This is a genomic window from Pseudomonas sp. GV071 (assembly GCF_003050835.1).
Classification (GTDB): Bacteria; Pseudomonadota; Gammaproteobacteria; order Pseudomonadales; family Pseudomonadaceae; genus Aquipseudomonas.
The window spans coordinates 813100-827892 of the sequence record NZ_QAOJ01000001.1; the positions used below are offsets into that span (position 1 = coordinate 813100).

General features: G+C 63.1%; 10 protein-coding genes. 8 read left to right on the top strand and 2 right to left on the bottom strand.

Annotated elements, in window-relative coordinates:
* The first annotated feature begins 44 nt into the window (after positions 1 to 44).
* From C8K61_RS03605 to C8K61_RS03625, 5 genes are all read left to right on the top strand, one after another.
* Positions 45 to 890: a response regulator transcription factor gene (locus tag C8K61_RS03605; RefSeq protein WP_108094794.1), complete on the top strand. Its 846-nt coding sequence runs from the start codon at positions 45 to 47 to the stop codon at positions 888 to 890.
* Between the two features lie 51 nt (positions 891 to 941).
* Positions 942 to 1733, top strand: coding sequence for an enoyl-CoA hydratase/isomerase family protein (locus C8K61_RS03610; RefSeq protein WP_108094795.1), 792 nt, complete (start codon positions 942 to 944; stop codon positions 1731 to 1733).
* A gap of 39 nt (positions 1734 to 1772) precedes the next feature.
* Positions 1773 to 2933, top strand: coding sequence for an acyl-CoA dehydrogenase family protein (locus C8K61_RS03615; RefSeq protein ID WP_108094796.1), 1161 nt, complete (start codon positions 1773 to 1775; stop codon positions 2931 to 2933).
* Between the two features lie 16 nt (positions 2934 to 2949).
* Positions 2950 to 5046, top strand: a complete 2097-nt coding sequence (locus C8K61_RS03620; protein ID WP_108094797.1) for an acetate--CoA ligase family protein — start codon at positions 2950 to 2952, stop codon at positions 5044 to 5046.
* Positions 5047 to 5267: 221 nt separating this feature from the next.
* On the top strand, positions 5268 to 5897 hold the full coding sequence (locus C8K61_RS03625) for a hypothetical protein (RefSeq protein WP_108094798.1): 630 nt from the start codon (positions 5268 to 5270) through the stop codon (positions 5895 to 5897).
* A gap of 35 nt (positions 5898 to 5932) precedes the next feature.
* On the opposite strand, the gene C8K61_RS03630 is transcribed toward C8K61_RS03625, so the two are convergent.
* Positions 5933 to 6358: a hypothetical protein gene (locus C8K61_RS03630; RefSeq protein WP_108094799.1), complete on the bottom strand. Its 426-nt coding sequence runs from the start codon at positions 6356 to 6358 to the stop codon at positions 5933 to 5935.
* Between the two features lie 61 nt (positions 6359 to 6419).
* Positions 6420 to 7121 carry a class I SAM-dependent methyltransferase gene (locus C8K61_RS03635; RefSeq protein WP_108094800.1) on the bottom strand — a complete coding sequence of 234 codons (702 nt, stop codon included), beginning with the start codon at positions 7119 to 7121 and terminating at the stop codon, positions 6420 to 6422.
* A 263-nt stretch (positions 7122 to 7384) separates the two neighbouring features.
* Between C8K61_RS03635 and C8K61_RS03640 the strand changes: the two genes are divergently transcribed.
* The 3 genes from C8K61_RS03640 (at position 7385) to C8K61_RS03650 (ending at position 14775) form a co-directional block, all read left to right on the top strand.
* On the top strand, positions 7385 to 8542 hold the full coding sequence (locus C8K61_RS03640; RefSeq protein ID WP_108094801.1) for a two-component system response regulator: 1158 nt from the start codon (positions 7385 to 7387) through the stop codon (positions 8540 to 8542).
* Positions 8543 to 8603: 61 nt separating this feature from the next.
* On the top strand, positions 8604 to 13028 hold the full coding sequence (locus C8K61_RS03645; protein ID WP_108094802.1) for a response regulator: 4425 nt from the start codon (positions 8604 to 8606) through the stop codon (positions 13026 to 13028).
* A 31-nt stretch (positions 13029 to 13059) separates the two neighbouring features.
* Positions 13060 to 14775, top strand: a complete 1716-nt coding sequence (locus C8K61_RS03650) for a SulP family inorganic anion transporter (protein WP_108094803.1) — start codon at positions 13060 to 13062, stop codon at positions 14773 to 14775.
* Positions 14776 to 14793 lie beyond the last annotated feature (18 nt).

The window sequence follows — 14793 nt, forward strand, 5'->3', positions numbered from 1 at the left end:
CCATGGCTTTACGGCACTCCGAGCGCCTGCATAGACTGCGGGCCATGAATAACGCCGATGACTCTATGGTTTCGCTGCCGCTGAGCGCCTTGCGCCAGTGGCACAGTGAACTGCAACAGGCTCTGACCCAGGTCGAAGGCTTACAGGCGCTCACGCACCTGGCCAATGCCCTGGGCCACCTGGTGCCGGTGCAGTCGCTGATGATCAGCCTGGAACGCCAGGACCAGCCACCGCAATTGCTTTACCAGCAAGGCATTCCCGAGCGGTACCGCGACTGGATGATCAACCGTTATTTCTCCGGCGGCTACCTGCTCGACCCGTTCTGCCTGGCCGTGGAAAGCGGCCTGGCCGAGGGGTTCTACCACCTGACCGAAATCGCCCCGGACGATTTTTTCAGCAGCGAGTACTACAAGAACTACTACCTGGAAATCGGCTGCGCGGAAGACAGCTACTACATCGTCAACCTCGACAGCCACAGCAAGATTTCCGTCAGCCTGTTCCAGGGCATGGGCGCGCAAAACCTGGCGCCCGAGCAACTCAACCTGCTGCGCGCGATGCAGCCGATGGTGCGCGAAGTACTGGCCCAGTTCGGCCGCCATTGGTTGCAACAGAGCGTCGCTGCGGATGCCGGTTCTGAGCATGACCACGCGGTGCTCAGCCAGCGCATTCAGGTGGCGTTCAACAATTTTGGTTGTGACCTGCTCACCGAACGCGAGCGCGAAGTGGCGCATATGGTGCTGCGCGGCCATTCGGTGAAGTCTGCGGCCTATGAGCTGGCGATCTCCCCGGAAACCGTGCGCATGCACCGCAAAAACCTGTACCTGAAACTGGGGGTCAACTCGCAAGCGGAGTTGTTCGCCCAGTTCATCGACTGGTTACGCCAGGGCTGACGCCCACCGCGCCACGCACCCTTTACCAGACCCACTTTTTCGAGGCCGCCTATGACCACGCAGCTCGCTGTGCTTTGCCAAAAAGAAGCCGGCATAGCCCACCTGACCCTCAATCGCGTCGAGCAACGCAACGCCCTCGACATTCCAACCCTTAACTTCCTGCACGACACCTTGCAAACACTGAACGATGACCCCGAGGTGCGCGTTGTCGTGCTCACCGGCAACGGCCGCAGCTTCTGCGCCGGTGCCGACCTGGCCGAATGGGCCGCCGCCGAGGCCCGTGGTGAGCTGGAAAGCTACGGCTGGACCGAAGCCGCGCACCGCCTGATGGCGCGCCTGCACAGCCTGAACAAACCGACCATCGCCGCCATCAACGGCACCGCCGTCGGCGCCGGCATGGACCTGGCCTTGTGCTGCGACCTGCGCGTGGCCGCGCAGTCGGCACGTTTCAAGGCCGGCTACACCAGCATGGCCTATGCCCCGGATGCCGGCGCCAGCTGGCACTTGCCACGGCTGATCGGCAGCGAGCAAGCCAAACGGCTGCTGTTTCTCGATGAACTGTGGGGCGCCGAGCGTGCGTTGGCGACCGGTCTGGTCGGCGAGCTGTGCGCCGATGAGCAACTGCCAGCGGTGGTTGCCGAACTGGCGCAACGCCTGGCCAACGGCCCGACCTTCGCCTTCGCGCAAACCAAACAACTGATCCGCGACGGCGCCCACCGCGACCTGCCAGCGCACCTGCACGCCGAGCAAGCCGCTGGCCTGCTGTGTGGGCGCAGCGCCGACGGTGCCGAAGCGTTGCGCGCCAGCCTGGAAAAACGTGCGCCGCGTTTTATCGGCCGCTGATTCGAACAACCGCTAACTCGTGAAACAGCCGGGGACGTTATGAATTTCCAACTCACGCAAGAACAAGAAATGTTGGTCGAGTCCGTGCGCAGCTTTGTCGCCAAAGAGCTGCTGCCGCACGAAGAAGCCGTCGACCGCGCCGATGAAGTGTCGCCGGAACTGGCTGCCGAGATCCGCGGCAAAGCCATCGCCGCCGGCTTTTACGCCTTCAACATGCCGGAGGAAGTGGGCGGTGGCGGCCTCGATTACCTGTCGCAGGCGCTGATCGAGCGCGAGCTGTCCAAGGTCTCGTGGGCCGTGCATGTGTTTGTCGCCCGGCCGTCGAAAATCCTGATGGCCTGCAAGGGCCAACAGATCGAGGACTACCTGCTGCCGTGCGTGCAGGGCGAAAAAGTCGACTGCTTTGCCCTCACCGAACCGGGCGCAGGGTCGGATGCCAACGCGATAAAAACCCGCGCCGTGCGTGACGGCGATGACTTCATTCTGAACGGCAGCAAGCACTTCATCAGCCACGCCGGGCATGCCGACTTCGCCATCGTCTTCGCCGTCACCGACAGCTACGAGCACAACGGCCGCAAACGTAACGCCGTGACCTCGTTTCTGGTCGACCGCAACACCCCCGGCATGACCATCCGCCGCGGCCCGAAGTGCGTGAGCAACCGTGGTTACCACACCTTCGAAATGTTCTTCGACGACTGCCGCGTGCCGGCCAGCAAGGTGCTCGGTGAAGTCGACAAAGGCTGGGAAGTGGCCAACGCCTGGCTCACCGCTGGCCGCGTAATGGTCGCCGCCAACTGCGTGGGCCAGGCCCAGCGCGCCCTCGATGTGTCGCTGCAATGGGCCGCCGACCGTAAACAGTTTGGCCAGGCTATCGGCAGCTACCAGGGCGTGTCGTTCAAGCTCGCCGACATGGCCACGCAGATTCGCGCCGCCGAACTGCTGACCCTGCACACCGCCTGGAAAATGGACCAGGGCAGCATGACCGATGGCGAAGCCGGCATGGCCAAGCTGTTCGCCAGCGAAGTGCTGGGCAAAGTGGCGGATGAGGCGGTGCAGATTTTTGGTGGCATGGGCCTGATGGACGAAGGCCCGGTGGAGCGCATCTGGCGCAACGCGCGGATCGAGCGGATCTGGGAAGGCACCTCGGAAATCCAGCGCCACATCATTTCCCGCGAACTGCTGCGGCCGCTGCTGCGCTGATAAAGGGGGAGCGAACATGAGCCTGCGTGACAACCTCAAACGCCTGCTGGCCCCACGGCACCTGGCCTTTATCGGCGGGCGCAGCATGGCCCGCGCCCTCAAACGCTGCCGCGACGGCGGTTATCCCGGCGAGCTGTGGCTGGTCAACCCGCAACACCCTGAACTGGAGGGCGTGCCCTGCGTCGCCAGCGTCGCTGAACTGCCCTGCGGCCCGGACGCCGTATTCGTCGCCACCAACCGCGAACTGACCCTCGACTGCGTCGCGCAACTGGCCGCCAAAGGTGCTGGTGGCGCCATCTGCTACGCCTCCGGTTTTGCCGAAACCGGCGAAGAGGGCACCGCGTTGCAACACCAACTGCTGCACGCCGCCGGCGACATGGCCGTGCTCGGCCCCAACTGCTACGGCCTGCTCGACTACCTGCACAGCGCGGCCCTGTGGCCCGTGGCCCACGGCGGCAAACCGGTGGAGAAGGGCGTGGCGGTACTGACCCAGAGCGGTAACTTCGCCTACAACCTGTCGATGAGCGACCGCTCGCTGCCGATCGCCTACATGGCCTCGGTCGGCAACCAGGCGCAAATCGGCGTCGCCGAGCTGATGGACGTGCTGCTGGATGAACCGCGCGTCACCGCCATCGGCCTGCACCTCGAAGGCCTGAAAAACGTCCCCGGTTTTGCTGCGGCGGCGCACAAGGCCCTGGTCAAAGGCATCCCGATCATCGCCCTGAAAACTGGCGTGTCGCAGCTCGGCGCACAACTGGCGCTCAGCCACACCAGCTCCCTGGCCGGCTCCGACGCCCTCTACGACAGCCTGTTCGAACGCCTCGGGGTAATCCGCGTCAGCGGCCCGGTGAGCTTCGTCGAAACCCTCAAAGCCGCCGCTTGCGGCAACCTGCCCGCCGGCAACCGCCTGATCGCCCTGGCCTGTTCCGGCGGCGACGCCGGCCTGCTCGCCGACTACAGCGAACGCAATGGCCTGCAGCTGCCGGCGCTGGACGACGGCCAACGCAGCGAACTCACCCAGGTGTTGCCCAGCTACGCCAACCTGGTCAACCCACTGGACTTCACCACCGCCATCTGGGGCGACGGCGAAGCCCTGCAACAGATGCTCGACAGCACCCTGCGCACGGACGCCGACGCTGCGGTGCTCGTGCTCGACTACCCCAGCGAAACCACTGGCGAGCGCAACGAGTGCGACCTGCTGCTGCAGCTCTACAGCGAGGCATTGGCCCGCCACGGCAAAGTCGGTTTCGTTACCTCGGCCTTCCCCGAACTGCTCCCCGCCAGCGCCCGCGAACGCCTGCATCAACTAGGCATCGCCGCCCTGCAAGGCGTCGAAGACGGCCTGGCCGCCTGGGGCAAAATCGCCCACTACCAAAGCAACCGCCAGCTGCTGCTGGCCCGTGGCGAATCGGCGCTGCTGCCCCTGTGCCCGCAGCCATTGGCCGGCGAGGGCGTGGTGCTCAACGAATGGCAATCCAAACAGGCATTAAGCGCCTTTGGCCTGCCGGTTCCAGCTGGCGAACTAACCACCCCCGAACGCACCCTGGCCGCCGCCCAACGGGTCGGCTACCCCCTGGTGCTCAAAGCCGTCAGCAGCCACCTGCCACACAAAACCGAAGCCGGCGCCGTGGCCCTCAACCTCGCCACCCCGCAAGCGCTGCAACTTGCCCTGGAAGAAATGCGCGGTCGCATCGCTGCCTATGCGCCGGGAGTGGCGTTCGACCAGGTGCTGGTGGAACCCATGGCGGCAGCACCACTGGCGGAACTGATCATCGGCGTTAAACGCGAAAACGGCTTTGCCCTGGCGCTAGTGATTGGCGCGGGTGGGGTGTTGGTAGAACTGCTAAAGGACAGCCGTAGCTTGCTCTTGCCGACCAACGAAGCAGCGATTCGCGCGGCATTGTTGGGGTTGCGTAGCGTGGGGCTGCTGCAAGGGTTTCGCGGGCGGCCGGTGGCGGATATGGATGCCCTGGTAAGGGCGATTGGTGCCGTTGCTGACTATGCCTGTGAAAACGTAGGGCAGTTGCTGGAGCTGGATGTGAATCCGTTGTTGGTGGGGGAGCGGGGGAGTGTGGCGGTGGATGGGTTGATACGGTTGGACGGGGGAGATTAGTTATTCACGCACGTTCCGAGTTCGCAACTAGCCAGACTCTCTTGGCTAGCGAGGGTTTGGCAGTCAGCGGCTGCTAAGAAATCCGCTCACGCTAACTCAACCACGACGGCAGTTTAATCCTTCTGCATGCGGGGTCGCTTTACTCATCAGGGCGCTCAAACGAGTAGCGCCTCCGATCTCAGATAATCGATGATCAGCAACTCAACGGATAAGAGAGTGTCATGGGAAATTTGAAAGACTGGAGTGAAGATGCTGCGGAAGTGGCGAGAGTAGGTCAGCTGGTTGCTGCGAAGGCCGCAAAACGCGCGTGGAGCCGGGTGCTGTTCGTGGCTGTCGTCGGCATGTTGGTGTTGGCTAGTTACGTCACCTACCTTACCTACCTCGTCAGCGAGTACAGCAGAATCTCCGACGAACACACCGATCGGTACGGCTCGTTGAGCGCCGAAAACCGCGACCGGAAAACAATCGACTATCTGACGCTGTGCATCGACGCGACCAAGAGCGGTGACGTCAACAAGGACTACATCTGCCAGCAGGCTGTGGCTTTGTACAAAGACACCTTTATTGAGGTCCCGAACAATGGTGTGGGCGAGAACATCAAACGTGCCGCCTATGGACTGATGAAGGTGGAGGTTGCAACCAAAGCCCGAGCAATCGTTCTTGCTCGCCAAGCTGGGGCCACCCCTGGCATGGACCCCACGCTTAAGTTTCTACTTAGCACCACCGGTATTGTGGTCACGATGCTTGTAGCGCTACTCGTAATGCTGAGCACCGTTTTCGCGACGTATCGTCTCGCAATTCGTCAGGCTTCAATGGGCGTGGAGAACGACTCGAACTTGTCTCCGCTGTAGTAGCTGGTGCGCCGTCCTAATCTCGAGACGGCCAATTACTCGCCGTCGCGCCAGCTCAGAACCCACTGCTTGATCGCCACATCCGCCTTACCCATGTGGCCGTATTGCCATTGCGGCAACGGCGCCATCAACAACGCCACCCAACCGTTGTAGCTGGTAACGGCGTAACTGCCCAACGCTTGGCTGCTGGCGCCGGTTGGGGCCAGCAGCCGAGCCTCGTAGGTGTTCACGCATTGCGCGGGGATTATTCCGAACGTCACTACCATCAACATTGGCTCAAAACACTGCATGCCGCTGTGGAGGTTGCTGGTTTTGCTGACCTGAAGCTCGGAGTCGCGGGTTACCTTGGCGGCAACCGTTTCATCGATGGCGGTTTGCTCGATGCGGTAGGTGATACAACCGGTTAGCAGGACAAAAAACGGTGCAGCGAGCAGGGCTCGGCAAGCAAAACGTGCGGGCATAAAACGCTCCATGTTCAAAAGTGCTCAGGTCGCCAATTGATTAGCGACGGTCCAGATCCAGTCAGCTTTTATACGTCAGCCACGCCCCCCAAAACAAACTGCTGAAAAACCGTAGCCCCTCACCAAAGCCACTCTCCTGCAGCAACTGCTGCACGGCCGCTTCGGAGTGGGGCGGATCGGCGCCTTGCAGAATCTTGCCCAGTTTGGCCTGCACTTCATCGGCGCTGGCGCCTTGCTGTCGCCAGCGCTGGCCCCAGGCGTTAAGCAGCAGCGGTTGGCTGGCGTAGGCGTGGTGGTTGGCGGCCACTATTAATGGCGCATTGGTTTTCAGGCGGCTGTGGATGGCGCGCAGTAATTGTTGTTTCGGCTCGTCGCCGGGGATGTGGTGCAGTACGCCAATCAGGGTGGCGGCGTCGAAGGTGGGTTCGCTTGGCAGGTCGTCGACGGTGCCCAGCAGCAGTTCGGTGCGGGCTAACAAGCCGTTGGCTTGCAGGTGTTCGCGGGCGGTTTCCAGCATCGGTGGGGAAGGGTCGACCGCGGTGAATTGCCAGGCTGGTTCAAGGGCGGCGAGGGTGATGATTTCCTGTGCGGTGCCACCGACGCCAACCACCAGAATGCGCGCCGTTTGGCTGCCTTCCAGGCTGGCGGCGAGCATGCAGGCGGCCAGTTCGTGGCAGGCGTCGTAGCCGGCGAGGGCAATGCGACTTTGGCGGGCGTATTCGTTGGCGCGGCTGGTGTCGAATTTACTGGCAGGGGTAAGCAAGGCCGATCTCCAGGGTGGTGGGCTGGGGCCACTCTAGACCGATCCATTTGATAACAAAAATTCTGTATTTTTATCTATCCCATTCCTGCATGGAATGCATCAACAGGAGAGTTTGGCCTTTTTTGGCGCGGTTCAGGGTGCTGAAAGAACAGCGTCCAGGCTTGTAAGCAGTGATAGCAGCAGGGCTAAAACAGAACTAAGCTCCCTGCCAACGGAGTGGCATTGCGAGTGGTCGCTCCTTTCTGGAAAAGGAGCCCGCCGCAATGGACAGTTCGCCCAGCCCGTTCCAACCGGCCACCGTTCTGGTGGTCGACGATACCCCCGACAATCTGATGCTGATGACTGAGCTGCTCAAGGACCATTACCGGGTCAAGGCAGCCAACAGCGGTGAGAAGGCTTTGCGTATTTTGCAGGGTGGGTCGCTGCCAGATCTGATCCTGCTCGACATCATGATGCCGGGGATGTCGGGGCATCAGGTGGCGCAACAGCTGCAACTGGACCCGCGCACCCGCGACATTCCGATCATCTTTCTTACCGCGCTGGCGTCGCTGGCCGATGAAATCCAGGGCCTGGAGCTGGGCGCGGTGGACTACATCACCAAGCCGATCAGCCCGCCGCTGGTGATGGCGCGGGTCGAGACTCAGCTGAAGATCAAGGCGGCGGCAGATTTTCTGCGCGATCAAAACGATTTTCTCGAGCAGGAGGTGCGGCGCCGAACCCGCGAAGTGGCGGCGATTCAGGACGTCACCATCCAGGCCATGGCCTCACTGGCCGAAACCCGCGACAACGAGACCGGCAACCACATCCGCCGCACCCAGCACTACATCAAGCTGCTGGCCGAACTGCTGCGCGAGCACCCACGCTTTCGCCACTTTCTTACTGAGGAAACCATTGCGCTGTTGTTCAAATCGGCGCCGCTGCATGACATCGGCAAGATCGGCATCCCCGACCATATCCTGCTCAAACCCGGGCGTTTCACCGAGGAGGAGTTCGAGGTGATGAAAACCCACACCACCCTCGGTCGCGATGCCATTCAGCATGCCGAGGATCAATTGGGCATTTCCGTGGATTTCCTCAACCTGGCCAAAGAGATCGCCTACGGCCATCAGGAAAAATGGGACGGCAGTGGCTACCCCGAAGGCCTGGCGGCCGACGACATTCCCATCAGTGCCCGGATGATGGCGGTGGCCGATGTCTATGACGCGCTGATCAGTCGCCGCGTGTACAAGCCCGGCATGCCCCATGAGCAGGCGGTGGAGATCATCCGCCAGGGCCGCGGTTCGCACTTTGATCCGGATATCTGCGACGCCTTTTTGAGCAGTACCGAGCAATTCCGCGCCATCGCCGAGCGCTTTTCCGATAGCGATCTGGATATGGCCAAACAGCGTGCTGCGCTGGAGCGTATCGCCGAACTGCCCTAGCGCTTTAGCTAACGCGCGCGCCGTTAATTACTTGTTCAGCGTCGGTCACTAAGGAAGCTCCATGGCCAGATTGCTCGCTTTGCTGGAACGCCAACCCTTGCTCCACAAGCTGGTGCTCAGTTTTGCTGCCTTGCTGTTGTTGGTACTGGTCCTTGGCGTGCAGAGCCTGCGCACCCAGGAGTCGTTGAAGCGGGAGATGCAAAAGCTGTATCGCCAGGACCTGGTCGGCTTCGAGCATTTGCACGAAGCCCGGGTGCAGTTGCCGCATCTGCTGCATGCCATGCAGCGTGCAGTGTCCACCAACAGTGGTGAGGTACGGGTGGAGGCGCTGGAGCAGTTGCACGACGCCCAGCAGCGCTTGCAGCAAGCGCTGGCTCAGGCGCGGCCGACGTTGCGCCTGCCGGTTAGCTTGGTGCGCCTGGCGGAGTTTGAAGTGCTCGCCGAGCGGCTGCAGCGTGATGGCGAACAGGCCCTCGAACTGGCCGGCAAGGGTTATCAGGGCCAGGCTCTGGTGCTGCTCAACAGTGACGAGTTCCAGAGCATGGGCCGCAAGGCCGACACGCTGCTGGGCGAGATGGCAAAAACCAAAGAAGACTTTATTCACGACACGGCGATGGAAATTGCCGACTTTGCCGAACGCAGCGCCCTCAACACCTATGTGCTGCTGTTGGGCGGGCTGACTCTGGCGCTGCTGATGTCGTGGTTGGCCAGCCGCTCGATTCGCCAGCCGCTGAATCGCGTGCGCAATGCGGTGGATGAGTTGGCGGAGGGGCGGCTGGATCGTTACATCCCGCACACCGATTTTCAGAATGAAACCGGCGACCTGGCGCGGGCGATTGCCAAGCTGCAAACCGAGTCGCAGCAGCTGGAGCGCCAGCGCTGGGTGAAAACCCATACCTCGGCACTGCAAGTGGACCTGCAACAGGCGGAAACGCCGGAGGAACTGGCGCAAGCGTTCTTTTGCCATATCGCGCCGCAGTTGGACATGTGCCAGGGCGCGTTGTACGCCCTGTATGAAGGCGCGCCACGCCTGCACCTGCTCGGTGGTTACGCGGTGGACAGCGAGCAGCCACTGGCTGGCGAAGTCGGGCTTGGCGAAGGCTTGCTGGGCCAATGCGCGCAAGACCACCAGCCGCGCCAACTCAGCGATCTGCCCGACGCCTTCTGGCAGGTGCGCGCACAACTGGGCGCCGCCCCGGCCAGCTATTTGCTGATTCAGCCGGTGCTGCGTGGCGAGCGGTTGCTTGGGGTGCTGGAAATGTCCGGTTTTCGCCCCCTGCAAGATCACCAGGCGTTGCTGCTGCAAGAAGTGTTGCCGCGCCTGGCCGGCGCCATCGCCATTATGGAGCGCAGTGAAGCGGCCAAGATCCTGTTGCTGGAAACCCGCCGCCAAGCCGACGAAATGGGCGCCCAGGCCCTGCAACTGGAACACCAGGCGCAGGCGTTGGAGGCCCAGCAAGTGGCATTGCGCGCCACTGAAGCCTGGTACCGCGGCATTCTCGAGGCGGCACCGGATGGCATGTTGGTGATCGGCGCCGACGGCTGCATTCTGATGAGCAACCCGCAACTGGACACGCTGTTTGGCTACCAGCCCGGCGAGTTGATCGGCGCCAGCATCGAGCGCCTGGTGCCACAAGGCGCCCGCGAGCGGCACGTGGGCTTGCGCGATGGTTTTATCGCCAGCGGCGGCACCCGGCAGATGGGCGGCGACGCCGAAGACCTGCACGGTGTGCGCAAGGACGGCAGCCTGTTCTCGGTGGAAATCGGTCTGTCGCACCTGCCGCGTCTGGAAGGGCGAGGTGTGTGCGTGTGCGCCTCGGTGCGCGACGTCAGCGAGCGGCGGGCCATGGAAAGCCGGCTGCGTACCGCCAGCGAGCGCCTCAACCTGGCCCAGGAAGCGGGGGATATCGGCTTGTTCGACGTCGACCTGGTCAGCGGCAGCAACTACTGGACGCCGCAGCTGGAAAAAATGTTCGGCCTGCAAACCGGCGAATTCGGCGGCACCTTGGCGCACTGGCAAGCCCTGGTGCATCCCGATGACGTGGACCACGCCAGCACGGTTTTCGACAACGCCATTCAAAGCGGCAGCGACCGCGTGGAATTCGACTTTCGCATCGTGCGCAAAAACGATGGCGCCGTTTGCACGTTCAAGTCCCTGAGCCGCTTCACCCGCGATGCACACGGCACACCGGTGCGCGCCACTGGGGTGAACATTGACGTCACGGCGCTGGTACAGGCACGGGCCGTCGCCGAGGAAGCCACCCAGGCCAAAAGCGAGTTCCTCGCCAATATGAGCCACGAAATCCGCACGCCGATGAACGCCATCATCGGCATGAGCCACCTGGCGCTGCGCACCGACCTGGACAACCGCCAACGCAATTACATCGAAAAGGTCCATCGCTCGGCCGAGAACCTGCTGGGAATCATCAACGACATCCTCGACTTCTCCAAAATCGAGGCCGGCAAGATGGGTCTGGAAGTCATCCCGTTCCGCCTCGAGGATGTGCTCGAAAGCTTCGCCAGCATGGTCGGCCTGAAGGCCGAGGACAAAGGCCTGGAACTGCTGTTCCGCACCCAGGCCGATCTGCCCACGGCGCTGGTGGGCGACCCGCTGCGCCTGGGCCAGGTGCTGCTCAACCTGGGCAACAACGCGAGCAAATTCACCGAGCAGGGCGAAATTGTGGTCAGCGTCGAGCGGGTAGGGGGCGACGAGCATCAGGTGGAGCTGCAGTTCTCGGTGCGCGACAGCGGTATCGGCATGAGCGCCGAGCAGTGCGCGCGCATGTTCCAGTCCTTCAGCCAGGCCGACAGCTCGATCACCCGCAAATACGGCGGCACCGGGTTGGGTTTGGCCATTTCCAAACGCCTGGTGGAGCTGATGGACGGCGAAATCTGGGTGGAGAGTACCCTAGGCAGCGGCTCGACCTTTTTCTTCCGTGTCACCCTGGGCCTGGGCGAGGCGCAACCGCGGCGCATGTTCACCGTCGACGAATTACTGGGGGTGCGCGTGCTGGTGGTGGACGACAACGCCAGCGCCCGCGAAATTCTCTCCAGCATGGCCAGCAGTTTTGGTGTCGAGGTGGACGTCGCCGACAGCGGCCGCACCGCCTTGCGCATGCTGATGGACACCGAAGAAAAACACCTGGCCTACGACCTGGTCCTGATGGACTGGCGCATGCCGGGCATGGATGGGGTGGAGACGGTGCGGCAGATGCACGCCGCCAACCTGCCTAATACACCGTCGGTGATCATGGTCACTGCCTTCGGCCGCGAAGAGGTGCGCGAACAGGCCGAGCGCCAGGGCGTGGAGCTGCCCCAGGTGCTGACCAAACCGGTTACCCCCTCGACCCTGCTCGAGGCCATCGGCCAGGCCCTCGGCCGTGGCGTGCCAAGTGACAGCCGCGCCAACGAGCGGGGCGAGGAGAGCGCCCAGGCGCTGACCAGCCTGCGCGGAGCACGGGTATTGTTGGTGGAGGACAACGAATTGAACCGCGAACTGGCCATTGAGCTGTTGGGCGATGCCGGCATTGAAGTGTGCCTGGCCTTCGACGGCCAACAGGCTCTGGATTGGCTCGAGCAGGATGGCGACATCGACGGCGTGCTGATGGACTGCCAGATGCCGGTCATGGATGGCTACACCGCCACCCAACGCATCCGCGAGCAGGCCCGCTTTGCCGACGTGCCGGTATTGGCAATGACCGCCAACGCCATGGACGGTGATCGCGAACAGGCGTTGGCCAGCGGCATGAACGACCATATTTCCAAGCCACTCAACGTTGCCGCGATGTTTGCCACCCTGGCCAAATGGATTCACCCGGCCGCCAAACGCGCCGTTCCGGCGAGCGCCGTCGTGGCTCAACCGCCAGCACTGACAGTGCCCGCGCAGTTGCCCGGCATCGACCTGGCTGCCGGTTTGGCCACCTGCGTGGGCAAGACGGAGCTGTACCTGCGCCTGCTGCGTAAATTCCGCGCCAGTCAGCGCGATTTCCGCGGTGATTTCCTTGCCGCCAGCAACAGTGCCGATAGCACCGCAGCGGCGCGCGTGGCCCATACCCTGCGCGGCACCGCCGGTAATATCGGCGCCAAGCAAGTGGCCACCGCAGCGGCAGCACTGGAGCACGCCAGCCAGACCGGCGACGTGCAGCAGGTGCCAACGTTGTTAGAGGAGGTCGAACGTTACCTGGCGCCCGTATTGGCGGGGCTGGCCGTGTTGGGCGAGGTGCAGGCGGCCGTGCCGGCAGCGGCCGCCCAACCCCTGAGCAGCGAGTTGCGTGCCCAGTTGGCCACCGTGCGTCACTTGCTGGCCGAGAGCGACACCGAAGTGCTGGCCGCGCTGCGTCAGCTGCAAAGCCAGACTGCCGACCCCACCGTGGCCGACCAATTGCGCCGCGTGGCCCAGCATACCGAGCAGTTCGACTTCGACGAGGCACTGCAGGTGATGCAGGAGCTGGAGAAAAGCGTGGACGCATGGCCCGCCCAGGTTTAACCCCGATAGCGCCACGAGGTGAGCCGTGCCCATGAGCCCAATCCCGAACAGCGGCTGGCAACGCTGGTTGCCCGGCCTGCAGGTGCTGCGTAATTATCAGCTCGGCTGGCTGCCGAACGACCTGCTCGCCGGCCTTGTGCTCACTGCCATGCTGGTGCCAGTAGGGATTGCCTATGCCGAAGCATCGGGGGTGCCGGGCATCTATGGCCTGTACGCGACCATAGTGCCGCTGCTGGCCTACGCACTGTTCGGCCCCAGCCGCATTCTGGTACTGGGCCCCGATTCGGCGTTGGTAGCGATCATTATCGCCGTGGTGCTGCCGCTTTCCGACGGCGACCCGCTGCGCGCCATCGCCTTGGCCAGTGGCATGGCGCTGGTGTCAGGGCTGATCTGCATCGGCGCCGGGCTGTTGCGTTTGGGGTTTATCACCGAGCTGCTGTCCAAGCCGATTCGCTACGGCTACATGAACGGCATTGCCCTGACGGTATTGATCAGCCAGACACCCAAGCTGTTTGGCATCTCCATCGACAGCCAGGGGCCCGGGCGCGACACCCTGGCCCTGGTGCAGGCGCTGTTCCACGGCCAAGGCAATCTGTACGCGTTTGCCGTGGGGGCCGGCACGCTGGGCATCATCCTGTTGCTGAAACGCTTCGAGCGGGTGCCGGGCATGCTCATCGCGGTGGTGGCAGCAACCGCAGTCGCCAGCCTGTTCGATTTGCAGGCCAGCTACGGCGTCAAGGTGGTCGGCTCGTTGCCACAAGGGCTACCCAGCTTTGCCTGGCCCTGGTTCGACCTGGCCGACCTCAGCGCGGTATTGATCGGCGGCGGGGCGGTGGCGCTGGTGTCTTTCGCCGACACCAGTGTGCTGTCACGCACCTACGCGGCGAAAACCCGCACCGTTGTCGACCCCAACCAGGAAATGGTCGGGCTGGGCGCGGCCAACCTGGCAACGGCGTTGTTCCAGGGCTTTCCCATCAGCAGCAGCTCGTCGCGCACACCCGTGGCTGAAGCGGCCGGTGCGCGCACGCAGCTGACGGGCGTATTCGGTGCCCTGGGGGTGGCCCTCCTGCTGGTGTTCGCCCCCAACTTGCTCCAGCACTTGCCCAACAGCGCCTTGGCCGCCGTGGTGATTGCCTCTGCCATCGGCCTGTTCGAGTTCAAAGACCTGCGCCGTATCTACCGCATTCAGCAGTGGGAGTTCTGGCTGTCGATCACCTGTTTCGTTGGCGTGGCAATACTCGGCGCGGTGCCCGGCATTGGCTTGGCGGTGGTGATCGCGGTGATCGAGTTTCTCTGGGACGGCTGGCGCCCCCATTACGCCGTGCTCGGCCGGGTAGATGGCATTCGTGGTTACCACGACCTGTCCCGCTACCCCCACGCCCGCCGGGTGCCCGGCCTGGTGTTGTTCCGCTGGGACGCGCCGCTGTTCTTCGCCAACGCCGAACTGTTCCAGACCTGCGTCCTGCAAGCCATTGCCGAAGCCAGCAGCCCGGTGCGCCGCATCGTTGTTGCCGCCGAACCGGTGACCAGCGTCGACGTGACCTCGGCTGACATGCTGATCGAACTGGAACAACAGCTGCGCGCCGCCGGCATCGAACTGCGCTTCGCCGAACTGAAAGACCCGGTGCGCGACAAACTGCTGCGCCTGGAAGTGCTGGAGCAGATCGGCAGCGACATTTTCCAGCCCACCGTTGGCGCCGCGGTGGATAGTTATCTGCAAGAACATGGCGTGGAGTGGACGCCGTAAGCGGCCCGCGTCAACTGC

Bases quoted from the DNA above. Each gene is read 5' to 3' on its own strand.
- C8K61_RS03615 (WP_108094796.1), top strand. From the start codon at position 1,773: ATGAATTTCCAACTCACGCAAGAACAAGAAATGTTGGTCGAGTCCGTG.
- C8K61_RS03650 (WP_108094803.1), top strand. From the start codon at position 13,060: ATGAGCCCAATCCCGAACAGCGGCTGGCAACGCTGGTTGCCCGGCCTG.
- C8K61_RS03625 (WP_108094798.1), top strand. From the start codon at position 5,268: ATGGGAAATTTGAAAGACTGGAGTGAAGATGCTGCGGAAGTGGCGAGA.
- C8K61_RS03645 (WP_108094802.1), top strand. From the start codon at position 8,604: ATGGCCAGATTGCTCGCTTTGCTGGAACGCCAACCCTTGCTCCACAAG.
- C8K61_RS03605 (WP_108094794.1), top strand. From the start codon at position 45: ATGAATAACGCCGATGACTCTATGGTTTCGCTGCCGCTGAGCGCCTTG.
- C8K61_RS03610 (WP_108094795.1), top strand. From the start codon at position 942: ATGACCACGCAGCTCGCTGTGCTTTGCCAAAAAGAAGCCGGCATAGCC.
- C8K61_RS03640 (WP_108094801.1), top strand. From the start codon at position 7,385: ATGGACAGTTCGCCCAGCCCGTTCCAACCGGCCACCGTTCTGGTGGTC.
- C8K61_RS03620 (WP_108094797.1), top strand. From the start codon at position 2,950: ATGAGCCTGCGTGACAACCTCAAACGCCTGCTGGCCCCACGGCACCTG.
- C8K61_RS03630 (WP_108094799.1), bottom strand. From the start codon at position 6,358: ATGCCCGCACGTTTTGCTTGCCGAGCCCTGCTCGCTGCACCGTTTTTT.